The organism is Mesorhizobium sp. M0626, from assembly GCF_040320665.1.
Taxonomy (GTDB): Bacteria; Pseudomonadota; Alphaproteobacteria; order Rhizobiales; family Rhizobiaceae; genus Mesorhizobium.
The window spans coordinates 174,515-198,588 of sequence record NZ_JAMYQD010000014.1 but is presented as its reverse complement, the minus strand read 5'-3'; the positions used below and the strand labels follow the sequence as shown (position 1 = coordinate 198,588).

Here is a 24,074-nt window from a genome sequence, read left to right as displayed (position 1 = left end):
GGCGGTCGATGCGGTAGAAATAGAGCCTCTCTAGCGTTCAGGCGGGATGCTGTAGCTGGCTGAGCCCGCCATCGACGACGAGGGTCGCCGCGTTCATGAACGGGCACTCCTCAGAAATCATGAACACAGCGGCCAGCGCGATCTCGCGCGCCGAGGCGATGCGGCCGCCGGGATGCAGCGCCAGCGTCCTGGCGCGCGCCGCAACCGGATCGGCAAAACTGTTCCAATAGTCGGCTGCCTTCTGCGTCTCGACATAACCGGGCGCCAGCGCGTTCACGCGCACGCCCTGCCCGGCATATTCCAGCGCCAGCGATTTGGTCAGCCCAAGCAGCGCGTGCTTGGCCACGGGATAAGGGAAGGTATGAGGGATGATGGTGAAGCTGTGCGTCGAGGCGATGTTGAGGATCGCGCCACCACCATTTGCGATCATTCCTGGCAGCACCGCCTTGCTGCAATTCCAGGCGCCCTTGACGTTGACGTCGAAATTGCGGTTCCACTCCTCCTCGGTCGCCTCGAGCGGCGTCGAGAACACATTCATCCCCGCATTGTTGATCAGCGCGTTGATCGGCCCGATCGCGTCGGTCGCCCGGCTGACGGCAGCGGCAATCGCGGCCCCGTCGCTGATGTCGGCTGCGGTATGTCCGACATGGCCCTGCGGTGCGGCAAGGCCGGCGACCGTTTTGTCCAGCAGCGCGCCGTCGCGATCGACCAGGAACAGTTTTGCCCCTTCGGCCAGGCAGGCCCCGGCGATGGCAAGCCCGATGCCTTGCGCGGCGCCGGTGAGGAAGATGCGTTTGCCGGACAGGCGCTCAGCCATGGCTGTCACTCCACTGCAAGATGGTCAGCGCCGGCCCAGTGCCGACGAACGCAGATTGTCGAGCAAAACGGCAAGCAGCAGGATCACGCCGCGCACAATGTACTGGTAGAAGGCTGGGATGTTGAGCAGGTTCATGGCGTTTTCGGCAATGCCCATGATCAGCACGCCGACGATGACGCCCGACATGGTGGCGCGGCCGCCGGCAAGCGAGACGCCGCCGAGCACGCAGGCCGAGATGACCGAGAGTTCAAGCCCGACCGCCGCATTGGGCTGGCCCGACGTGATGCGCGAGGCCAAAAGGATGCCGGCGATGCCGCAGACCACGCCTTGCAGAGCAAAGATCCAGATGCGCGTCCAGTCGACATTGACGCCGGCCAGGCGCGAGGCCTCCGGGTTGCCGCCGATGGCCAGCGTGTTCTTGCCGAAGACGGTACGATTGAGGACAAAACCGAAGATGCAGAACAGCACGGCCAGGACCCAGACCGGCGTCGGAATGCCGAACAGCTTCGACAGCGCCAGTTGGTAGAAATCCGGGCTGTTGATGCCGACGGCGCGGCCGTCCGATGCGATCAGCGCAAGGCCGCGCACGATCTGCATGGTGGCAAGCGTCGTGATCAGTGCGTTGATGCGGAATTTGGCGATGACGACGCCATTGATGAAGCCGACGAAGGCGCCGCAGGCGATTGCCGCGAGAAGCCCGAGCAGGATCGAACCGGTATAGTTCGACGCCATTACCGCGACCATGCCGGCAAAGGCGACGATGGAGCCGACCGAGAGGTCGAAGTCGCGCGCGGCAAGGCAGAACATCATGGTGCAGGCGACAATGCCGACGGTGACCACCGACTGCAGCAGGCCGAGCATGTTGCGGTCAGTCAGAAAATTCGGCACCAGCAGCGACACCAGCGCGAAGGCGACGATGAAGATCACGACGAGGCCCTGTTCGCCGAGCAGGATCTTCTTCAACTGATCGGTCATGGCAAAGATCCTCAGGATGCGATCGCGTCGGGGGTTTTCTGATCGGGAAGAGCGGCGGCCAGGATCGCTTTTTCGGCGAACTGGTCGCGCGCGAGTTCGGCGCTGACCCGCCCGCCGCACATCACCAGGATGCGGTCGCAAATGCCCATCACTTCCGGCAATTCGGACGAGACGACGACGATCGCCATGCCGTCTTCGGCAAGCTGGTAGAGCAGTTCGTAGATTTCCGCTTTGGCGCCGACGTCGATACCGCGTGTCGGCTCGTCGACGATAAGCACGCGCACGCCCTGCTCCGACAGCCAGCGGCCGAGAATGACCTTCTGCTGGTTGCCGCCGGAGAGGTTGATGATGTCCTGCTTGCGCGACGGCGTGCGCACCTTGAGCTTCTTGATGAAGGTCTCGGCGGTGGCGATCTCGCTGGCGCGGTTCAGGATTCCGAAGCGCGTGTGATGACGCCGCGACGAGATGTTGATGTTCTCCTCGATCGAGCGGCCCTGGATGATGCCGTCATGCTTGCGGTCTTCCGAGCACAAAACGATGCCGGCGCGGATCGCGTCATGCGGATCGGTGGCATGAACGACCTTGCCATCAACGGTAATGGTGCCGCCTGAGCGCGGGTCGGCGCCGAACACCAGCCGCATCAGTTCGGAGCGGCCCGCGCCGATCAGACCGAAGAAGCCGACGATCTCGCCCGCCCTCGCCTCGAAGCTGGCGGGCGTCGTCAGTTTTACTCCGCAAACAGCGTCGACCTTCAGCCGGACATCGCCAGCCGGGCGTGGGCGAAACCCCCAGATGTCGGAGATTTCGCGGCCAACCATTTCGGCGACGACCTGATCGCGCGTGACGTCTTTCAGTGACGCATGGTGCGCCGCGAGCTTGCCGTCGCGCAGCACGGTCAGGCTGTCGCAGAGGCGGAACACTTCGTCCAGCCGGTGCGAGACATAGATGATGACCTTGCCCTCGCCGCGCAGGCGGTCGATCAGGGCAAACAGAATTTCGCTTTCGCGCGACGACAATGACGAGGTCGGCTCATCCAGAGCGATGACGCGCGCGTCGAGCATGATCGCCTTGGCGATCTCGACCATCTGCCGTTCGCCGATGGACAGCGTCTTGACCTTGCGGCTGATATCGATGTCGATGCCCGCCGATTTCAGCTTGGCGCCGACGTCTTCCAGCATTCTGGCGCGGGCGATGATGCCGGCGTTGGTGGGGAAGCGGCCAAGGCTGAGGTTTTCGGCAACAGTGAGCTCAGGAACCAGCTGTAGCTCCTGGTGGATGACGATGACGCCATTGTCGAAGGCATCTCGCGTCGTTGCATAGGCTTGCATCTTGCCGTCGATGAGGATCTCGCCGTCATCGGCATGCTGGTCGCCCGACAGGATCTTGATCAGCGTGGATTTGCCGGCGCCGTTCTCGCCCATCAAGCCATGCACGGCGCCCTTGTCGACGCTGAACGAGACGCCGGACAGCGCCTTGACGCCCGGATAGGTCTTGGTGATTTCCGAGAAGTCGAGAAAGGACATGGGGCGCCTATCCTTTTGCCATGCCAAACAGGCGGCGACTGTGAGCCGCCGCCTGTTTGTACAGGGAGGATTATTCGATGCCGAGACCCTTGCGGACCGTCTGGTAGTCGTCGCGCTTGGCCAGCGCACCGGCGGTCAGGATGAGCTTCTCGGGTTCCTTGTTGTTGGCGACCCAGTCATACATGTTGAGCGCAGTCTCGTAGCCGTGACGCTTCGGCGAGATGATCACCGTGCCGACGAAGCCGGTGGCGGTCGGCTTCTTGAACTCGTTGATCGCCGAATCCGCGCCGCCAATGCCGACGCCGATCACGTTTTCGGCCGGGATGCCGACGCTTTCGGAAGCGCGCACGGCGCCGAGAACGGCTTCGTCGTTGAGGCCGAAGGAGACCCACTTCTTGATGTCGGCATGGGCGTTGAGTACCACCGTCGCCGCATTGAGCGCAGCCTCGGTATCGGTCTTGGCCTGCGGCGCGTCAAAGATGTTTTCGGCCTTGAAGCCGTTGGCCTTGAGCACCGAAATGGCGCCTTCGACCCGGTCGACGGCGGTCGGCAACTGATCATAGGAGACGCGGATGGCGCCAACCTCGTCGGCCTTCCAGCCGCGCGCCTTCATTTCGTCGACGATCGCCTGGCCGACGGCCTCGCCGATCTTGGTCGCCGAAATGCCCATATGCGGCACGTCTTCCAGCGCCTTCCCGTCTGCGCCGACCAGACGGTCATCAACCGTCATCAGCTTGAGATTGTTGGCGGCGGCCTTGGCGACGATGCCGGGGCCGAGCTTCACATCAGGCGTGCAGACGATGAAGCCTTGCGCGCCCTGCGCGCCGAGATTGTCGATCGCCGACATCAGCTTCTCACCGTCCTCGGCGCCGATCTTGACCAGGGTAAAACCCTTCTCCTTGGCGGCCTGGTCGGCGAACTTCCATTCGTCCTGGAACCACGGCTCCTCGGGCTGTTTGACGATAAAACCTATCTTGGTGTCCTGAGCATATGCAGCGATGGTCGTGACGGACAGCACGGCAAGGGCGCCCGCGACGAGCGCGGTCTTCAGAAGTCGCATGATTACCTCCCAGCGATGGCCGGGCGCTCAGCCCGGATGCAGAGTCTCTAATTCTTTTTATCATACTCGTCAATTGATCTGGTATGATAATTGAGCTACATGCTCTGACCAGGGATCGCTGGCGCAAATCATCCGCATCCGGTAAGGCCGGGGACGCGAGATCAGTGGTTTCGCCGCCTTGGAGGAGGGCTGAGGTGACCGACACTTCGAAGAAGGCATCAGGCGACACCCGCCGCCCGCGCGTCATGCCCGATGTGACCAAGGCGCTTGCCTCAGACATCTTTTCCGGACGCTATCCCGCCGGCTCGTCCCTGCCGACCGAAAACGAACTCGGCGTCGAATATGGCGTCAGCCGCACCGTCATCCGCGAGGCCTTGAAGGTGCTGGCCGCCAAGGGGCTGGTGCTGTCGCGGCCCCGCATCGGCACGGTTGTATGTGAACAGGACAACTGGAACATCATCGACCCGCAGGTGCTGGCCTGGCACGCGCCGCATGCACTGGACGACAAATTGTTCGACGCCATCCTCGAGACGCGCCGCGCCATCGAGCCGCTGGTAGCTGAACTGGCGGCGACTCGTGCGACGCTGCAGGAGATCGCCGATCTCGAAGCCGCCTGGCGCGGCATGGCCAATGCCGGCGAGGATCTCGCCGCCTTCTCGCGCTCGGACATCACTTTCCACCAGATCGTCTATGCCGCGAGCCACAACCCGATCTTCCGCCAGATCGGCAATCTTATCGACACCGGGCTGAAATTCTCGCTCGAAGCAACTGCGACCATTTCGCTCGCCCGGCGCATGGAAGCGGTGGCGGCGCACCGTGAGGTGGTCGAGGCGCTGCGCATGCGCGATGCCGCGGCGGCGCGTGCGGCGGCAGGCCGGATCCTCGACCTTGCGGCGCGCGACCTGGTCAGCGCCAAGAAACTCAAGAACAACTGAGACCAGCATGAAAATCATCTCGCTCACCACCTACATCGTCCCGCCGCGCTGGCTGTTCCTGAAGATCGAGACTGATGCCGGCGTTACCGGCTGGGGCGAGCCTGTGGTCGAAGGCCGTGCGCTGACGGTCGAGGCAGCGGTCAAGGAACTTGGCGATTATCTGATCGGCAAGGACCCGCGCCTGATCGAGGACCATTGGACGGTGATGCATCGCGGCGGCTTCTACCGCGGCGGGCCGATCCTGATGAGCGCCATTGCCGGCATCGACCAGGCGCTGTGGGACATCAAGGGCAAGGCGCTCGGCGTGCCTGTGCACGAACTGCTCGGCGGCAAGCTGCGCGACAGCATCAAGGTCTATTCCTGGATCGGCGGCGACCGGCCGGCGGAAGTGGCTGATGGCGCCAGGGAAGTGGTGGCGCGCGGTTTTCAGGCGCTGAAGATGAATGGCACCGAGGAACTGCAGATCGTCGACAGCCATGACAGAATAGATGCGGCTGTCGAACGAGTCGCCATGGTGCGCGAGGCCGTTGGGTCCAACATTGGCATCGCCGTCGATTTCCACGGCCGCGTCCACCGGCCGATGGCGCGCATGCTGGTCAAGGAGTTGGAACCCTACCGGCTGATGTTCATCGAGGAGCCGGTGCTGAGCGAAAATCGCGAGGCGCTGAAGGAGATCGCCGCCCTCGGCTCGACGCCGATCGCACTCGGCGAGAGGCTCTACAGCCGCTGGGATTTCAAATCGGTGTTCGAACAAGGCGCCGTCGACATCATCCAACCAGACCTGTCGCATGCCGGCGGCATCACCGAATGCCGCAAGATCGCGGCGATGGCCGAGGCCTATGACATTGCGGTGGCGCCCCACTGCCCGCTCGGCCCGATCGCGCTCGCCGCCTGCCTGCAGCTCGATGCCGTCAGCTACAACTGCTTCATCCAGGAACAGAGCCTCGGCATCCACTACAACGCCGCAAACGATTTGCTCGACTATGCCGCCAACAAGGACGTCTTCCGCTACGAGGATGGCTATGTCGCAATCCCCGATGGTCCCGGCCTCGGCGTCGAAATCGACGAGGACTACGTCAAGGAACGCGCCAAGGAAGGCCACCGCTGGCGCAACCCGGTCTGGCGTCACAAGGACGGCTCCTTCGCCGAGTGGTAGCTCGGCCGACCTTGCGGCCAGGCCTTCAGGACCTCGGGTTCGATTTCGCGGTGGCGCCAGCGTAACGCAGGCCTCTGATGGGCCGCAGCGCCGAGCACCAGCGCATGGGAACCGTCGGCGCCGGCAAGCCGCAACTCGCTGACCGCCTGGGTTGCCGCAAACGATCGAAAGCAGTCGCTATCCATGGAACATGGCGGATGTCCTGTTCTCATCGACCTTTTCTTGGCCCGCCAGCCGCGTCACCTGCCCGCGGCGTGCCGGCCTGCGTTCCTGCCGGAGAAGATGCAGCTGCCGAGAAATGTCCCTTCCAGCGCATTGTAGCCGTGATAGCCGCCGCCACCGCCGCCGGCCACCTCGCCTGCCGCATAGAGCCCGGCAATGGGTTCGCCATTGCCGTCGAGAACCTGCGAATTGAGATTGGTGTGCAGGCCGCCAAGCGTTTTGCGCGTCAGGATGTTGAGGCGCACCGCGATCAGCGGCCCGTGCCTGGGATCGAGTATCTTGTGTGGCTTGGTCACCCGGAAGATCTTGTCGCCAATGTAGTTGCGGGCGCCGCGGACGGCTGTGACCTGCGCATCCTTGGTATAGGCATGGTCGACCTCGCGATCGCGCGCCACGATCTGCGCCTTGAGCCGGTCGTAGTCGAGCAGATTGTCGCCTGACAGCGCGTTCATGCCGGCGACCAAGTCGGCCAGGTTGTCGCGGACGACGAAGTCCTCGCCCTTTTCCAGGAACGCTGCCACCGATGGTGGCGCCTTGCCGCCGCGCCGGTTCTTCAGCACGGCCCGCCAATCCTTGGCCGTAAAGTCTAGGTTTTGCTCCGAACCCGACAGCACGAACTCCTTCGAAGCGATCGTCTTGCTCAGCACGAACCAGGAATAATCGTGTCCCGTCGACAGGATACGCTTCAAGGTGCCGAGCGAATCGAAGCTCGGGAAGAACGGCGCCTCCATGCGTTGTCCCAGAGCATCGAACCATAGCGGCGACGGCGCCGACAGGATGCGGATGCCGTGGTTCGGCCAGATCGGATTCCAGTTCTTGATCCCCTCGACATAGTGCCACATGCGGTCGGCGTTGATGACGGCCCCGCCGGCGTCCTGGGTGATCGCCACCATGCGGCCGTCGACATGGTGCGGCACGCCGGCAACCATACGCTTCGGCGCTGGCCCCAGCCGCCCGACCGGCCAAACCTTGCGAACCAACTCATGATTGCCGCCGATGCCGCCCGAGGTGACGATCACGACACCGGCCGAAAGGTCGAAATCGCCGACGGCCGTGCGGCTCGACTGCTTGCCGCGCTCGACATCGGATGCCTCCAGGATTTCGCCCGCGACGCCGGTGACCGCGCCGTTGGTCTTGATCAGCCGGCTGACCTGATGACGGAATTTCAAAGTGATCAGCCCTTTGGCGACGTGCTCGCGCACGCGCCTTTCGAACGGCGCGACCACGCCCGGCCCAGTGCCCCATGTCAGGTGGAAGCGCGGCACTGAATTGCCGTGGCCATTGGCCAGCGCGCCGCCGCGCTCGGCCCAGCCGACCACCGGCCACCAGCGCATGCCCATGGCGTAGAGCCACGGCCGCATCTCGCCGGCGGCGAAATCGACATAGGCTTCCGCCACTTTCCTTGGCCAATGGTCCTCGGGCCGGTCGAACTGGGCAGAACCCAGCCAATCCTGCCAGGCGAGGTCGCGGCTGTCCTTGATGCGCAGGCGGCGCTGCTCGGGCGTGTTGACCAAAAACAGGCCGCCGAGCGACCAGAATGCCTGGCCGCCGAGAAAACCGCCACCCTCTTGCTCGACGATGATCACGCGCTTTCCGGCATCGCCGAGTTCCGCGGCTGCGGCCAGGCCGGCCAGCCCGCCGCCGACGATGATTGCATCCGTGTCAGCCATTGTCGTAACTCCTGTCCCGGCTTGTTGTTTTTGACATCGGATGCTCGTTGCTAGCCGCGCAGCGCGTTCCAGATGATGCGCGGCAGCTTCAGGAAGCTCGGCCGGTAGTTGAACTCGGTGATCAGGCGGCCGACCATGTGTGCCCTTTTGTGGGTCAGGAACCAGGCCGGCTTCGGCATGATGCGGAACGGCGCTTCGAGCACGCTGCGCTCCGGTCTGTCGAACAAATAGGTGTTGTGGACGACGCCGATGCCGCTCTGCACATCGTCGAGCGTGTGGCCAGGGAAAGCACCCCAGGTCGGGCGCAGCAGCGCGAACAGAACGCCGCTCCAGGAATTGATGCCGATGCCGCCATAGCGCAGTTCGGCAATGATTTCCTCGAAGCGCTGCCGGCCGATCTCGGCGATCGTCCTGGGATGGATGAGGATGTTGGCGGCAAGCGTGCCGTGCAGCTTTTCATTGGCGTAGGCGGCAGCGGCGCGCAGATAGGATTCCGCATTGCCCGCCGGCAGCCGCATGACGCTGAGCGCCGGCGCGAACACCTCGGCATTTTCGAGATAGGCGTCCGTGCCCGGCCGGAACGGCACCACAACGCAGGCGGGCCCGCCAGGCCGCTCGAATTTTTGTGCCGTGTCGGCGTGCGCCTCGAAGGCGGCGAGGCGCTCGGTCGCGCCGGGATAATAGGCCGGGCGCGACGGGGCTTTCTGCATCACCTTTTCGAGTGCTGCCAAAAGCGCATCGGATTTGCCCCAGCCTTCGGGCAACACGAGCATTTGGCAGGCGATGCAGTTGAAACCGGAATTGTTGAGCTTTTGGGTAGCGATCAGTTCGGCGTGGTAGGTGATATCGGCATCCGACCACGGACCGGGCACCACGATGGTGGGTGCCACGCCGCCAAGCTCCGAGGTGATACGCCGGCTGTTGCGCGGCGTGCCCGCCGCCTTGTTCTTGCGGCCCTCCTCGCCAGGCCCCCAGACGATCGCGTCATGCGAGGCGGCGGCACCGGTGATGTGGATGTCGTCGACGAGATCGTGGTTGCACAGATACGCGCCGACATCGGCGCTGCCGCGCACGATGCGCAGCGCACCGAATTCGATCAGCGGCCGCAGCGCCGGCCGCAGGAAATCAACGAGGTAATCATTGACCGGGTTCATCTTGAGCAGGACGACCTGATGTTCGACGAGCAGCTTGTGCAGGCAGTCGAGCGGCGCGATCGAGGCGACGTTGCCGGCGCCGAGCACGAGGCCGATCTTGCCCTTGCGGCTGGTGCGCGGCGCGTCATAGGCCGATGCGGTGTTTGCGGCGAGGTTCGCCTTGGTCACGCCGGGCTGCATCCAGATCTCGGCCTTCAGCCCGGTGAACAACACCTTGTCCCAGAGCGAATTCGGAACCACCGTTACCGCCACCTGTCCGCTAGGCAAGGTGCGGACCGGCAGTCTGTCGAGAAACTTCTTGCCCTCCATCAGGCTGAGCGTGTGGATGAACTGGTTGCAGCCATCCATCAGCGCCGCCGGGCCAGCCAGCCATTCTTCGCCTTCCAGCGGCGAGCCGGTCGGGATGCCCTTCTTGCGCGTCGCGGTTTTGACCCACGCCTCGGCGACCTCGCGGATGTGATCCTTGACCTGCCGCAGCAAGGCGATCCGCTCGCCATTCGAGGTCTGCGCCCAGTCGTCCTTCCTGGCGTCGAGATCGGTGAGGGCGAGGTCGAGTTCGGCTGCCCATTCAGGCTGCACGGGCTGAGTTTTGACTGCCTTGGCGACCATCCTATCCTCCTCCACTTCGGTCTCTTTGTTTGACGCAACTCCGGACGGAACCGCTTCACACTTTTCCTGGAATTGCTCTACGAAAACGGCAGTGCGGCCCATTGCTCGACGAATTTCCCGCCGGAATAGACCTGGATCGAACCGAACTGCTGTAGCACGAATTCGCTCTGGGTCGGACGCAGGAAGGCGTAGTCGTCAGGCCCGACATTGACGTTGTCGGGCAGCGCCATGAATTGCTGATTGGTCGAAAAGCCGAACGTCTTGTCGGTCTTCATCCCCACGGGATGGACGGGCTTCGCCATCCATTTTCCGCCATAGAGAAAACAGCCGCGCCGCGGCAACAGCCCGAGCTTCTGCAGCAGCCAGGAGCGCTGGTCGAGGCCCGGCACCTGGACATCGACCACCTTCAGGATCGGCGTCGCGATGAATGCGGCAGGCCGCAATTGGCTGAGGCTCGGCACATCGAAATCGGTCGGCAGCATAAAAGCCGATCCGATGGACAATTCATTGGCGCCGACCCAGCTGTCATAGAGCAATGCGGTGCTGCTGCCGCCAAGATTGAGGATCTTGCGCTGGTCGGCGGCAAGGCAAGCGACATACTGGCGAAACAGGCTGATCGCCTTGACGCGCGCCTTGGCCGGTCCTCCCAGCAGTTTGGGGATATGGCCGATATGCGCCTCGTAGGCCATGACGCCTTCGCATTTCAGCCGCGGGTAATTCGCCAACGCGGAAACTGCCCGGGCCAGTGAGTCGGGATCGCTGATACCGCCGCGATGAAGGCCGACATCGACCTCGAAGCAGACGCGCAGCTCGCGGTCGAGCTCGGCGGCAAGCGAGCCATAGGCGGCCAGCCGCTCCTCGGTATCGATCAGCCAGACGATGCGCGACGTAGCTTCGCCGAGCCCGGCGAGAACGCCCTTCGTCAGCGCGTGCCTGGCGCCGGCAACCGGCATCGGCTTGCCCAACAGGAGATCGACTTGGGGAAACACTTTCAGCATCTCGGCGCTGATCGGCAGATGAAAGGTCATCAGCCTGTCGGTCGCAAACGCAGCGCGGATATGGTCGATCAGCGGCAGGCATGGCAGCGACTTGTCGACGAGGCGCAGATCGAGGCCCGTGGCGAACTTCGCCTTGATCGCAGCGATGTTGTGATCGAGCCGGTCGAGATCGAGCACCAGGCAAGGCTGAAAGATCCCGGCTGCCCTGAGCGCGCCCGACATTTCCGCGAAATAGGTGTCGGTCAAGCTCATGCCGCGACGCCGAGCAGCCTGGCAATATAGGGCGACACGAAGCGGTTGTCCGGGTCCATCTCGCGGCGGACCGCCATCGCATCGTTCCAGCGCGGATAGAGCGCGCTCAATTCCCTTGATGTCAGGCTGTGCATCTTGCCCCAATGCGGGCGGCCGCCGCGCTTCCTGAAGATCGGCTCGGCGGCGTTGAAGAACGCCATCGGATCGCGCTCGACGCCGTGATGGATGGCGATGGAACAGGTTGGGCGCTTGTAGAAGGGGCTGAGCCAGACATTGTCGGGCGCGACGACGCGCACCTCCATCGGAAAATAGACCTCTGGAAACCGCGTCTCGAGCAGCGCAATGATTTCGCTGAGTGCGGGCGCCCCTTCCTCGAACGGCAGGTGGTATTCCATCTCGTTGAACTTGACGTTGCGCTCGGAGGTGAAGACCTTCAGCCACTCCTCGACATAATCCTCGGCCGGCACCTTGGCGAAGGCCGAGCCGATGAGACGGCGGCGCAGCCAAGGGAGCCAGCTGAGATAGTCGCGCAGTTTTCTCAGCGTCGTCACCGCATCGTCGTCTTCCGTCGGCGGACGCACCGTCGCCGGCGCCTCGGTGATGTCGCTGGCAATCAGCAGCGCCTGGCCGGAAAACGGCACATAGTAGAACTCGGCCGAACGATGCGCCGTCATGGTGCTTTCGAATTGCGCAAGCACATCGGCAATCGGCGCCGTCCAGCGGCGGTGCCGCATCCGGTAACTCGCCACGTTGCGGATCGTCACTTCGGTGACGGCGCCGAAAGCGCCGAGCGAAGCGCCCATGGCTTCGATCATGTCGGGGCTCTTGGCACGGTCGAACTCTTTCACGGCGCCACGCCCGTCGACGATCTGCATCGCCTCGAGCTGGGTATGGTAAGCGCCGAGCGTGATGCCCGAGCCGTGGGTGGCGGTGCCCAGCGCCCCGCCGAACGCCTGCTTGTCGATGTCGCCCATGTTCGGCAGCGCCTGGCCGACGCCGTGCAACAGCTTTGCCAGCGCGCCGATCTTGGTGCCGGCGCCGACCCGTGCTGTCAGCCTTTCGGGATCGTGCGACCTCAGGCCCTCGAAGCGATCAAGCGACAGGATCGTCCCGTCATTCTTAACCAGAGGCGTGAAGGAATGGCCCGTGCCAGCGAATCGAACTGGTCCCGGCGCGTTGCGAATGGCACCACTCAGCTCATCGAGACTCTGCGGTTCGGCAAAAGCCTGCGGCGTGGCCGTGACATAGCCCGACCAATTGCTCCACTGGCTGATAGCCTCTCCCAAAATTGCCTCCCTGGGACGCCGGCTTTGCCGGTCTTTCTCCTAGCGCTAGATAATATGATACATAGTCAGCTTTTCCGGATATGATACATTGTCAGCTTTCTGTCAAGCTGGCAATCGGAGGTGTCTTGCGTCCGCGCCGGCCGCATGGATCTACAGCGACGCACGCTGAGCCGGCGTCGGCATTGAACGCAGTTCGTTGCCCCTTCAAGCCAGCCCAAACGTTTCCACGGCCCGCATGATGCCGCGCAATTCGGCCAGGCCCTTCAGGCGGCCGATCAGCGAGTAGCCGGGATTGATCCTTGTCTTGCCGATATCGTCGGCGAGCAGGTGGCCATGGTCCGGCCGCATCGGGATTTGCCAGTCGGCGCGGCCCTCCTTGCGGCGGCGCGCCTCCTCCTGCATCAGCGCCAGGATGACATGCGCCATGTCGGTGCCGCCCTCGAGATGCTCGGCCTCGTAGAACGAGCCGTCATCCTCGATGGTGATGTTGCGCAGATGGGCGAAGTGGATGCGGTCGGCGAATTCCTTGACCATGGCGACGATGTCGTTGTCGGCGCGCGTGCCGTAGGACCCGGTGCAGAACGTCAGCCCATTGGCCTGGCTGTCGACGGCATTGAGAATGAAACGCGCATCCTCGGCGGTCGAAACGACGCGCGGCAGGCCGTAGAGCGAAAACGGCGGATCGTCGGGGTGGATACACATGCGCACCCCCTCCTCTTCCGCCACCGGAATGATCTCGCGCAGGAACCACGCGAGGTTGTCGCGCAACTCCTTCGGCCCGATCCCGTCATAGTCCGCAAGCGCCTCGCGAAAACTGTCGCGGTCATACTTGCGCTCTGTAGCCGGCAGGCCGGCGATCAGATTGCGCTCGATCTGGTCGATCTTCTCGGGCGGCAATTCCTTCAGCCGCGCTTCCGCCTGCGCAATACGCGCCGGCGTGTAGCTGTCAGCTCCGTTCTTGCGCTTCAGCACGAACAGATCGTAGGCGGCGAAATCAACGGCATCAAAACGCAGGGCGTAGCCTGTCGTCGGCAGACGGTAGGCTAGATCGGTGCGGGTCCAGTCCACCACCGGCATGAAATTGTAGCAGATCGTGGCGATGCCGGCCTTGGCCAGCGCGCGGATCGAATCGCGGTAATAGCCGGCATAGCGCTCGCGTTCCGGCGCGCCGATCTTGAAGGAATTGTGGACCGGAATGCTCTCGACGACCGACCAGGTCAGTCCTGCTTCCTGGATAATGCGCTTGCGCTCCAGCACTTCGGCCTCAGGCCACGCCCGGCCGTCATAGATATGGTGGAGCGCCGAGACCACGCCGGTGGCGCCCGCCTGCTTGACATGATCGAGCGTCACCGGGTCGTCGGGTCCATACCAGCGCCAGCATTGTTCCATTTTCGGCTTTCCTTCTGCGAGAGGTTGGCAACTTATTGTTGGACCGCGATGGGAGTCGATAGAAAATGGAGGAGTTTTTAGAAATGACGGATTTCGACGGCAAGGTCGCCCTGGTGACGGGAACGACCGGCATTGGCCTGGCAACCGCCAAGCGCCTTGCGGCCGGTGGCGCCGCAATCATCGCCTGCGGCATCGACCGCACCGCCAATGCGGCGATGAAAGCGCAACTAGAAAGTGCTGGTGCCGCGGTGCTGGTCATCGACACCGATGTGTCCGTCTCCGACCAGGTGCGCGACGCGGTGGCGGCTGGCGTCGCAAGGTTCGGCGGCCTGGATGTGATCGTCAACTCAGCCGCCGTCCATCCCTATGGCACCGCGACGACGACCGACTGGGAAACCTGGAACCGAACGATGACGGTCAATGTCGGCTCGATCTACCTGACCGCGCATTTCGGCATCCCCGAAATGATCAAGCGCGGCGGCGGCGCCATCGTCAATGTCGCCTCGGTGCAGGGCTTTGCCTGCCAGCAGAACGTTGCCGCCTATGCCACGACCAAAGGGGCCATCCACACGCTGACGCGCTCGCTGGCGCTCGACTACGCGGCATCAGGCATCCGCGTCAATTCGGTCAGCCCGGGCTCGATCCGCACGCCGATCCTGGAGAAGGCTGCGCGCGGTGACGGCGGCAGCGATGCCGATGTCGAAGAGGCCTACAAGCGCTTCGGCGCGGCGCATCCGCTCGGCCGTATCGGCGAACCGGAGGAAGTGGCGGAACTCATCGCCTTCCTGTGCTCGTCGAAGGCCGGTTTCTGCACCGGCGCGGACTACAGGATCGATGGCGGCCTGACGGCAGGTATTGGCGTGAAGTAGCGCTATGATGGCGTTCTGCGCGCTTGCAGGCAATCGGTGTCCGACCGCGCCGCGCTACAGCTTCCACATCCGCTTGGCATTGCCCGACAGCAATTTCGTCCTCTCCTCAGGGCTGGCTCCCGCAATCAACGCATGCGTCGCCGCCACCCAGGTCGCAAGGCCACCGCCAAGCGTGCACACCGGCCAGTCGCTGCCCCACACGACGCGGTCCCAGCCGAAAATGCCGATCGTGTGCTCGACATAGGGGCGCAAGGTCTCGACGGTCCATGAGCCGGCATCGGCATAGGCGACGACACCGGAGATCTTGCCGATGACATTGGGACGCCGCGCGATCTCGGTCATATGCTCGCGCCACGGATGTTCCGCACTGGCCTTGATGTCGGGCACGCCGCAATGGTCGAGCACGAACTGCACATCCGGCGCCAGATCGGCGAGCGCAACCGCCCTTGGAATCTGATGCGGCAGGACGACGAGGTCGAAGGTCAGGCCGGTGCCGGCAAGCCGCTTGATGTTTTCGCGAAACAGCGCGCTGTCCGAAAGCTCGTCCGGCATGACATGCAGCACGCGGCGGAACCCCTTGACGAAACGGTCGGCTTGCTGGCGCCCGAGATAGGCGGCGAAGCCGGCCTCCTCCGGGCGGCAGGAGGCGATCGCCCCGCGCAACAGACTGCCCTTCTCCAGCGACTGCGCCTTCACATGGCTGGTCTCGGCCTGGATGTCGGCTTCATCGACGTCGACCTCCATATGCAGCGCGGCCTCGATACCGGCGCGGCGGGCCTGGATCGCATATTCTGCGTGCGGGAAATCGCGGTTGAGCGCCGGCTCGCGGCTGAGCCAGGGATAGCGCAGCGCCGACAGGTCGATCAGGTGCAGATGAGTGTCGATGATCATGGCTGTCCTCCTCGGTGATTTCAGATCATCGCCAAATGCCTAAACCCAGCGCATGACACAAGCTTTGGCTCAGGCCCGCTTCGGGATCTCTTTGTCCTCGAGCAGCAGCGTCAGCCCCATGGCGACGAAATAGAGCGCCGCCACCCAGATGAACATCACGTTGAAGCCACTGGAGTAGTGGTCGAGCACCACCTCACGGATCGCGTCCGGCAGGCTCGATGCGAGGTGCGGGGTCAATCCATTCAGGCCCTGCGGCAGCAATACGGCGGCCTCAGTGGGAAGCTCTGACGTCTGCCGGTTCAGCGCCCAGATCATCACCGCGCCGTTCAGCGCCAGACCCAGCGATGCACCGAGCGTCCGCGCCTGGGTGATCAGCGAGGTCACCGCGCCGATATCCTGCAGCGGTGCCGCCGCCTGGATCGCCACGATCAGCACCTGGAACTGCAGGCCCATGCTGATGCCGAACACAGCCATCATCGTTGCCAGCACCCAGATCGGCGTGTGCTGGTTGGTGAGGACAAAGCCCAGCATCAGAAACCCGCCAATACCCATGGCGACCACCGGCATCCATTTGTAGCGTCCGGTTGCGGCAATTACCCGCCCGGCGACGATCGAGATGACCATCGATGTCAGCGACGCCGGCAGGAACAGGAAGCCGACTTCGGCCGGGCTGAGACCCGTCAGCGTCTGCATGTAGAGGGCGAAATAGAAGAACATGCCCAGCGTCACCGTTCCGGCGACCAGCGACACGCCCGAGACGATGCTGACCGTCGAATTGCCGAACAGCCGCAACGGCACGATCGGCTCTTCGGCCCGGCGCTCCACCATGATGAACAAGGTGATGGCGACCAGCGCGAGGAGTGGCAATACGAAGGTGAGCAGGTCCGGCCCGCTGGGGTCGAGCACATGATAGCCCCAATAGACGATCGCCGTCGTGCCGGTGGCGAGCAGCACGCCGCCGAGATAGTCGATGCGGTGCCGCTTTTCGTTGAACCGGCTGCGCATGGCGAAGGCCAGCACCGCCAGCACGATGATCCCTATCGGCAAATTGACCAGGAACACCCAACGCCAGCCGAACAGGCTGGTGATGTAGCCGCCGGCCAGCGGGCCGAGCACCGACGACAGCGCGAACACCGCCGAACTGTAGCCCTGATACTTGGCGCGGTCGCGCGGCGAAAACAGTTCGCCGATCATGGCGAAGGCCGAAACCATCAACCCACCCCCGCCGATACCCTGCAGCACGCGCGCGGCGATCAAGCTCTCCATCGACCATGCCATGCCGCAGACCAGCGAGCCCAGCAGGAACAGGCCGATCGCCGTCAGCACGACATTCTTGCGGCCATACATGTCGCCAAGCTTGCCGTAGAATGGCGAGACCGCGGCGGTCGAGAGCAGGTAGGCGGCACCGACCCAGCCGAACAAATGCAGATTGCCGAGTTCGCCGGCAATGGTGGGCAAGGCGGTGACGACGATCTGCATGTCGATGGTTGCCATGAACATGGCGATCAGCGCGCCGAAATAGACGATCAAGGTCGTAAGGTCGGGCCTGACTTGGGCCTCCACGGGCGCTGTGTCCGGCAGCGTCTGCTCGACAGTCATCGGTGTCTCCGTAGCTTGGGGCGCGATTTATGTGCCCACAGCCGAGAGGTGTCAAATAGGCGAAAACGCCATGCCTGGAGGCATTCCGTCCGGCTAACGGGAAGAGCCTTAGCGGACGTGCAGCCGTGGATGATGGTCGTCGCGACCAGTTCCGCGGGGTCGCGTGCAATCGGGTCGACGATGCTGTCGATGAAGGCAGTGTGATCGAGCGCCAGCGTCGTCAGATTGTGGCTCTCCACACAGCCATTGCGCAGATGCTGCGGAAGGGCGTCTGGAGGCCAGAGTCAGAGCTTCGCCCCTCCTGGCTTGCCTCTTCTGCAATGCTCTACTAAATCGCAAATAAACCTGTGGATATTTGGTTTGTGACCGGATCGTGTCGTATCTTTGAAGTCAAGCAGGAGTAACTTCAAGCAACTTGACGCGGGGGGACTCATGAAGCGGCTGCTTTTGGGTGTGACTTTTCTTGTCGCGGGTGTCTTTGGCGCGGATATACCTTTTATCTCTGCCATCTCATATATTAGCAACAATGCAGGAATAGAAGCCTTTGCGCAGAATGCGCAAGGCGCTTCGCCTGAGGCAGCAGTGCCTGCCAGGCGTCTCGGCAATGGTGGGGCAGCATTTGGTGGCAGCGGTTCGCCGCCCGCACAGCCGGCGCCGGCGGCCGGCGCGACAGACGGCACGGCAGCCGGAACATCAGGCAGCAGTCCGGACGCGGCGGCCGAGGTTGGCGCCAAGCCGGTAGACTCCAAGGCAAACAATGCCAAGGCCGCGGACACGAAAACAGGCGGCAAGGCCGCAAAAACGAGCGACACCGAGGCTGCACCCGAGGAGCCCGCAGCGGCGATGGCGGCAGCGGCTGCCGACGGCGACAGCAGCGACGACCCCCAGGCGGTCAGCACACCGAAGGCGGATCTACCCAAAGCAGGCGGCAACGGCAATCTGGCTTATGCCATCGGCATTGATGTATCGGACTTCCACGGCATTGAGCCGAGGATCGCGCTGACCTATGATTCCTCGCGCAAAACCAAGATCGGCGGCCTCTATCAGGGCTGGCTGGGTTATGGCTGGGGTCTCGACGGTTTCGACGTCATCGAGCGGGCGACGCCGGGCTATGGCATGCCGGCATACGACGCGAATGACATTTTTCTGCTTGACGGCGAGGCAATGGTGGCCTGCACGGCCGGCATGGTGTCGCCATCCTGCTCGACTGGCGGCACGCATGCGACCGAGAATGAGAGCTATCGCCGCATTGCGCTGAACAGCACCACCAATGAATGGAAAGTGACCGATCGCGACGGCACTGTCTCTACCTTCCGATCGGTGGCGGCGGTCGCGAACCTCACGCCGACCGCCGGCACGCCGGCTTATGACCTGGCCCAAAACTATCGTTGGCTCTTGACCTCGGTTACCGACATCAACGGCAACAGCGTTGCCTACAGCTATGCTTGCGTCAGCCCCGTCTGTTATCCCATTACGATCACCTACAATGGAACGATGATCGGGTTTCATTACGAGACGCGGCCCGATACGATCCTGATGGGCAATGGGCGCGACATCTCCGAGACGACCCTACGCGTCAAATCGATCAGTGTCTGGACCAGCAACGTGCTGCGCGGCGCTTACAGCCTGACCTACGACCAGGCGCCGCTCTCCAACAATTCGCGGCTAACCGCCGTCACCCGCTTCGGTACCGACGCGACCATCGCTGCCGACGGCACGATCTCCGGTAGCACCTCGAAGTCGCTCGGCCAGATGGTGTATCAGGATGCATCGCTCTCTTACGTTGAACGCGATTCTGCAAATACCTCAGACCTCCTCGGCATCGCGTCAGATCAGAACAATGACGGAAAAGACGAGCTGTATACAAGATCTGGGCCAAGCAGTGAAAACCAGAAGATCATTTCCGTAACAGACACCACAATCGCCTCAGGTTCATCATCAAAATACATAAATTGGTATGTTGGAAGATTCTGGTCAACGCCTGATAGAACTTTTGCTGTTGGCGGACGCTCAGAAACTGTACCAGAACAACGAGGTCACTGGGTAACCTACACGTTATGCGACCCAGTGCCGCCGATTTGTACTTCAAGCGGCAATCCACCTGTTACACATTGTTACCCGCAACCCGATCGATGCTATAGTCGACAGAGATATGAATTAGAATGGGTTGATGTTACTCACTATTACCCATACGGACGCTATTCCGAAATTCCCACTTCACTAATTCAAACACCAAGGGACTGCACTGCATCGCAAGCTGCGTGCGCAAAATTTTCGGGTGACCCGGAAGAACCTACTGTCGTAGATACGAACGGTGACGGTCTCGACGAAGTTTATGAGATGTCCGGCAAGCGGCTGATAGGGGTCGCCGATCTTGCGGGAAATGGCCAGCAGCAGCCCATCTATTCCGCAAACTCGCAGAACATCGTCGCCGGCTATCGACACAACAATGCGTGGCAATTCACCTCCCTCTTTTCGGCGCTCGATTGCCCGAAGCGCGTAAATGCAGGTGAGCCAGGATGCTACTTCACCGATCTGAACGGCGACGGCGCGACGGATCTGGTCAGAACGACCTTGGCAAGTTCGATCGCAACTACAACAGTCTATCTCTCGACGGGACAACAACTGAAACAGGTCCTAAGCACGCAGCTGGCCTACACCGGCACCTATCGTCTGGAGTTCGCGGATATCGACGGAGATGGGCGTGGCGAATTTGCAGTCGGCCTTCCTAGCGTCAAGCTTTACGCGCTGGGTACAAGTACGCTCGGGTTGGTGGGTTCCCTGGATTTGGGAAGTGTCAACACCAAAGACCTGGCAAAGCGTGGTCTCGGCGGTGTTGGCGACGTAAATGGCGACGGGCTGACTGATTGGATCAAAGCGAGCCGAAATATTCTTCTGTCCAACGCGGGCGCCGGCAATCCGAACCTGCTTCGGCAAATCATCACCGAACTCGGCGGCACAGTTGCCGTTGAATATGCACCATCGAGCGGATGGGCGAACACCTACCTACCACAGGTGACGCATGCAGTGACAAAGCTATCGATCAGCGATGGCCGCGGCCAGACGGCGATGAGTGGCTACGCCTATGCTGGTGGCAAATATGATCCGGTGGCGCACAAGTTTCTGGGCTTTGCCTCGACCGTCGAGACCAGACCGCTTGCCAATGGCGAGACGGCGCCATCGAAGATCGAGACCACTTACAGGCAGGACTTGGCGAGCTATGGCATGCCGTCGCTGACGGTGTGGAGGGATGGCGCTGGCACAGTGCATAAGCAGGTGGCCGAGACCTATGCCGTCAATACAACGGCAAAACCTTACACGGTGCAAAACACGCAGACCGACACGATACTGATCGAGAACGTTGCGCTCAGCCTCAAGGTGCAACGCTACTTCGATGCCTACAACAACATCTTCGTCCAGGACGATTATGGGCGCATCGATGTCAGCGGCGACGAGACCCGAACGGGGCGATGGTTCGCGCCCAATACCAACGCCTATATCGTATCGTTGCCGCGCCTTGAGACGGTGCAGGCGGGTTTTGACGAGACATTCCCGCTCATCGGCTACAAGGCGCTGTTTTACGACAATCAGCATGCCGACAACGCGACGCCGCCGACCAAGGGCAATCTGACCTGGTCCGTCGACTTTGCCGATATCAATTCGACCCCGCAGAGATTTTCCTATCAGATCTTTGCCTATGACAGTTTTGGCAACAAGATCTCCGCCACCAATGCGCTCGGCCACAGGACCGAATGGGATTATGACGCGACCTATCACCTCTATCCCGTAACCGAGCGGGCGCCTCGTTATTTCGCCACCGGCGGACAGACGGCCGACACGCGCTTTGTCTCGACCGCTACCTACAATTCAGTCTGCGGTCTACTGGCCACAAAGACCGATCCCAACGGGCTGGCGAAGACCTTCACCTACGATGCGTTCTGTCGGCTCGACCAACTCTCGCAGAGCGTCACCGGCGCCTATGCCAAGACCCGCTTCGAGAATGAAGGCAATCCGGCAACACAGGCTTTAGTCAAGTACACGCCACTCCCTAATGGCGCCGGTGAGGATCTTACCCGCTCGTACTATGACGGGCTGGGCCGGGTCTATCGTGTCGAAACCCCCGGAGAGACGGCGGCCGGCGCCAGGCGCGTCGCCGAGACCGACTACGATCTTCGCGGCAATGTGTTGCGCACAGCTTTTCCGCGTTTTGTCGGCGAGGCCGCACAATGGACCACCAATTCCTATGACTGGACCGACCGCCTGATATCGACTGTCAATGCCGATGCCAGTCTGACCACCTATTTCTATGTCCTTGTCGACAGCACGACAGGATTTGCCAACCCGCCCCTAGCCGCTGTGTTCAAGACCGAGCAGGTGAGCAACACCGTGGCGAGACAGACCGTAACATGGTCCTCCACCCGTGGCGATGTCGTGCTCATCCTGCGCGACTATGGCGGCCTGAATCTCTTCGAGACGCGCATCTACGATGTGCTCAGCCGACTGATCGGTGTCAAGGATCCAGGCGGCTCAAGCTGGACCTACACCTACGACCTAGCCGGCAACCGGCTGACGGCGTCGGATCCCGATCTCGGCACATGGTCCTACACCTACGATGCCGCCAACCGGCTGGTCAGCCAGACCGATGCCAGGGGTACGGTCACGGCGCTCAGCTATGACCAGATGGACCGGCTGACGCTGAAGACGGCAACAGCGCCCGGCGGCAGTGCGGTGACGCAGAGGCAGACGCAGAACACCTACGACCAGGCAGCCGCCGGCTACTACAACATCGGCCAGCTGACCACCGCGACCAATCCAGCAGCCACGCAGAGCTACAAGTACGACGGCTTCGGCAAGGTCGCGCGTCAGGATGTCACCATCGGCACGCTGACGCATGTGACGACCAGCGTTCGCGATGCCTCCGGGCAAACACTGGCGACGCAATATCTGCCGGTGCAGCTCGACTTCGGCACGTCTGCCGCGCCGCTGCAATACAGCGCCGGCAACAGGCTGGTCTCGGCACCTGGCTTCATCACCTCGACGCTCTATGAGGCCGATGGGCAAACCAAGGAGATCACCTATGCCAATGGCGTGAAGACCTCCTTCAGCTATTCGCCGACTAGGCGCTGGCTGACAAGGATAACCACCGCCAAGGACGCCACCGTTCTAATGGATCGCCAGTACATGCGCGACAATCTTGGCCGCATCACCAACATCGTCGGTATCGACCCTGCGGGCCCGGGCAGCTGGACTTATGGCTATGACAATGCCGACCGCCTGACCTCATCCGACAATCTCGGCGACAACACGCTTGACGAGACCTTCGTCTATGCCGCCAACGATAACATGGTCTCGCGCACCCGCGTGGCTGGCACCTATGTCTATCCCGCGGCGAGCTCCGCTCGTCCGCATGCACCGATCACGGTCGGCGCCAATGCCATGGCCTATGACGCCAATGGCAATCTCACCTCCGACGGCAGCCGCACGCTGACCTGGGATGAAGCAAACCGGCTGAAGACGGTCACGCGAGCCTCCAACACCGTCAACCTAACCTATGGCCCTGATGGCGCGCGGGTGAAGAAGGCTTCGTCCTTTGCCACCACGCTCTATCCCGACGCCTCCGTCGAGATCAATCCGGCAACGCCCGGAGCGGAGATCTACACCCGCTATCCTCACCCAGACATCAAGGTGGTCGGCACGACCAAATACTTCCTGCACCGCGAGCACCTGGCCTCGGTGCGCAACGTCACCGACATGTCGGGCGCCATCGTCGAGGCCACGAACTACGCCACCTATGGCGAGCAGCTGAACACAGGCTTCCAGACGCAGAAGAGCTACATCGGCGAGCGCTTCGATCCCGAGACCGGGCTGATGTATCTCAACGCGCGGTATATGGATCCAGTGCTGGGCAGGTTCATCTCACCGGATGACTGGGATCCGACAAAGGAAGGTGTAGGCACCAATCGGTATGCCTATGCGCAGAATGATCCGGTCAACAAGAGCGACCAGAATGGGCATGCAGGTGTTGCAGAAAGTCACTTACCTGTCCAACTCCCCCCAGGGAGCTCGTCGGCTATAATTACAGGGCCAGCTAAAGCCCTTGCCAATCTCTTTCTCTTCTTATCGCAAGGAAGAGGCTGGTCTCCCCCTGAACAAGCGGCAAAAATGAAACGCCCTGAGTACTACTATGCAAGCAGCGCCGCCGAAAAATCGATGATGTTTCAGACTTATGAGCTCTTTACCGGGCTAGTGACATCAAAAATACCAATTAAAGGCCTAAAGATAGGCAGTTCTGCATCCGCAGACAGTGAGGCGCTTTCGCCATTTACGCGAAGGTATCTAACGGAATCAGGAGGACGATGGGGCAGCACGACTACCCGACAGCAGAATTATGCGATATCTCAAGAAATGGGTACGCGTAGTTATAGCTTCCCAGCGAGGCCAGGCGGCGGCATTGGCTCCGAGGAATACATTCCAGGCTCTGGACCTGGCTCAAGCGGAGGAACTTATGTTGACATCACCGCTACGGCACCGAATGGTCGAACCGTGCGAGTTCAGACGGTTACGACCCTTCCTGATGGTGTAACACCAACACCAAGTGAAGCGGCGGCGGCAGCTCGCATTAGAGCTGCTTTCCCAAATGACAAGCTCCTGATCGTGCCGAAACGCTAG

General features: G+C 62.1%; 15 protein-coding genes. 4 read left to right on the top strand and 11 right to left on the bottom strand.

Features of this window, described 5'->3' with window-relative positions:
- Positions 1 to 37: 37 nt before the first annotated feature.
- The 4 genes from NKI37_RS19545 to NKI37_RS19530 form a co-directional block, all read right to left on the bottom strand.
- Positions 38 to 817, bottom strand: a complete 780-nt coding sequence (locus NKI37_RS19545; RefSeq protein ID WP_352787310.1) for an SDR family oxidoreductase — start codon at positions 815 to 817, stop codon at positions 38 to 40.
- Positions 818 to 841: 24 nt separating this feature from the next.
- Complete coding sequence (gene araH / locus NKI37_RS19540) at positions 842 to 1,792, bottom strand: L-arabinose ABC transporter permease AraH (protein ID WP_023668120.1); 951 nt, start codon at positions 1,790 to 1,792, stop codon at positions 842 to 844.
- Between the two features lie 11 nt (positions 1,793 to 1,803).
- Positions 1,804 to 3,315: an L-arabinose ABC transporter ATP-binding protein AraG gene (araG, locus tag NKI37_RS19535; RefSeq protein ID WP_023833960.1), complete on the bottom strand. Its 1,512-nt coding sequence runs from the start codon at positions 3,313 to 3,315 to the stop codon at positions 1,804 to 1,806.
- A gap of 70 nt (positions 3,316 to 3,385) precedes the next feature.
- The gene (locus NKI37_RS19530) at positions 3,386 to 4,375 is read right to left on the bottom strand and encodes an arabinose ABC transporter substrate-binding protein (RefSeq protein ID WP_023668118.1); all 990 of its coding nucleotides are present in this window, start codon (positions 4,373 to 4,375) and stop codon (positions 3,386 to 3,388) included.
- 194 nt (positions 4,376 to 4,569) lie between these two features.
- Between NKI37_RS19530 and NKI37_RS19525 the strand changes: the two genes are divergently transcribed.
- A complete protein-coding gene (locus NKI37_RS19525) occupies positions 4,570 to 5,310 on the top strand; it encodes a FadR/GntR family transcriptional regulator (RefSeq protein ID WP_023687899.1) in 741 nt (246 codons plus the stop codon).
- 7 nt (positions 5,311 to 5,317) lie between these two features.
- Positions 5,318 to 6,466, top strand: a complete 1,149-nt coding sequence (gene dgoD / locus NKI37_RS19520; RefSeq protein ID WP_023714596.1) for a galactonate dehydratase — start codon at positions 5,318 to 5,320, stop codon at positions 6,464 to 6,466.
- A gap of 239 nt (positions 6,467 to 6,705) precedes the next feature.
- On the opposite strand, the gene NKI37_RS19515 is transcribed toward dgoD, so the two are convergent.
- From NKI37_RS19515 to uxuA, 5 genes are all read right to left on the bottom strand, one after another.
- A complete protein-coding gene (locus NKI37_RS19515) occupies positions 6,706 to 8,358 on the bottom strand; it encodes an FAD-binding dehydrogenase (protein WP_023826422.1) in 1,653 nt (550 codons plus the stop codon).
- A gap of 50 nt (positions 8,359 to 8,408) precedes the next feature.
- Positions 8,409 to 10,121, bottom strand: a complete 1,713-nt coding sequence (locus NKI37_RS19510; RefSeq protein ID WP_352787315.1) for an aldehyde dehydrogenase family protein — start codon at positions 10,119 to 10,121, stop codon at positions 8,409 to 8,411.
- A gap of 77 nt (positions 10,122 to 10,198) precedes the next feature.
- Positions 10,199 to 11,371 carry an alanine racemase gene (locus NKI37_RS19505; protein ID WP_023702123.1) on the bottom strand — a complete coding sequence of 391 codons (1,173 nt, stop codon included), beginning with the start codon at positions 11,369 to 11,371 and terminating at the stop codon, positions 10,199 to 10,201.
- A complete protein-coding gene (locus NKI37_RS19500) occupies positions 11,368 to 12,657 on the bottom strand; it encodes a D-arabinono-1,4-lactone oxidase (RefSeq protein ID WP_023815861.1) in 1,290 nt (429 codons plus the stop codon). The genes NKI37_RS19505 and NKI37_RS19500 overlap by 4 nt, the downstream gene beginning before the upstream one ends.
- A 204-nt stretch (positions 12,658 to 12,861) precedes the next feature.
- The gene (gene uxuA, locus NKI37_RS19495; RefSeq protein WP_352787318.1) at positions 12,862 to 14,046 is read right to left on the bottom strand and encodes a mannonate dehydratase; all 1,185 of its coding nucleotides are present in this window, start codon (positions 14,044 to 14,046) and stop codon (positions 12,862 to 12,864) included.
- Positions 14,047 to 14,129: 83 nt separating this feature from the next.
- On the opposite strand from uxuA, the gene NKI37_RS19490 reads away from it, so the two are divergent.
- Positions 14,130 to 14,915 (top strand): SDR family NAD(P)-dependent oxidoreductase, encoded by a 786-nt coding sequence (locus NKI37_RS19490; protein ID WP_352787320.1) that lies wholly within the window; start codon positions 14,130 to 14,132, stop codon positions 14,913 to 14,915.
- Between the two features lie 54 nt (positions 14,916 to 14,969).
- Here NKI37_RS19490 and NKI37_RS19485 read toward each other — a convergent pair whose 3' ends face one another.
- Both NKI37_RS19485 and NKI37_RS19480 read right to left on the bottom strand, forming a co-directional pair.
- Positions 14,970 to 15,806: an amidohydrolase family protein gene (locus tag NKI37_RS19485; protein WP_352787322.1), complete on the bottom strand. Its 837-nt coding sequence runs from the start codon at positions 15,804 to 15,806 to the stop codon at positions 14,970 to 14,972.
- 69 nt (positions 15,807 to 15,875) lie between these two features.
- Positions 15,876 to 17,405: an MDR family MFS transporter gene (locus NKI37_RS19480; protein WP_352787324.1), complete on the bottom strand. Its 1,530-nt coding sequence runs from the start codon at positions 17,403 to 17,405 to the stop codon at positions 15,876 to 15,878.
- 432 nt (positions 17,406 to 17,837) lie between these two features.
- Between NKI37_RS19480 and NKI37_RS19475 the strand changes: the two genes are divergently transcribed.
- Positions 17,838 to 24,074: an RHS repeat-associated core domain-containing protein gene (locus NKI37_RS19475; RefSeq protein WP_352787327.1), complete on the top strand. Its 6,237-nt coding sequence runs from the start codon at positions 17,838 to 17,840 to the stop codon at positions 24,072 to 24,074.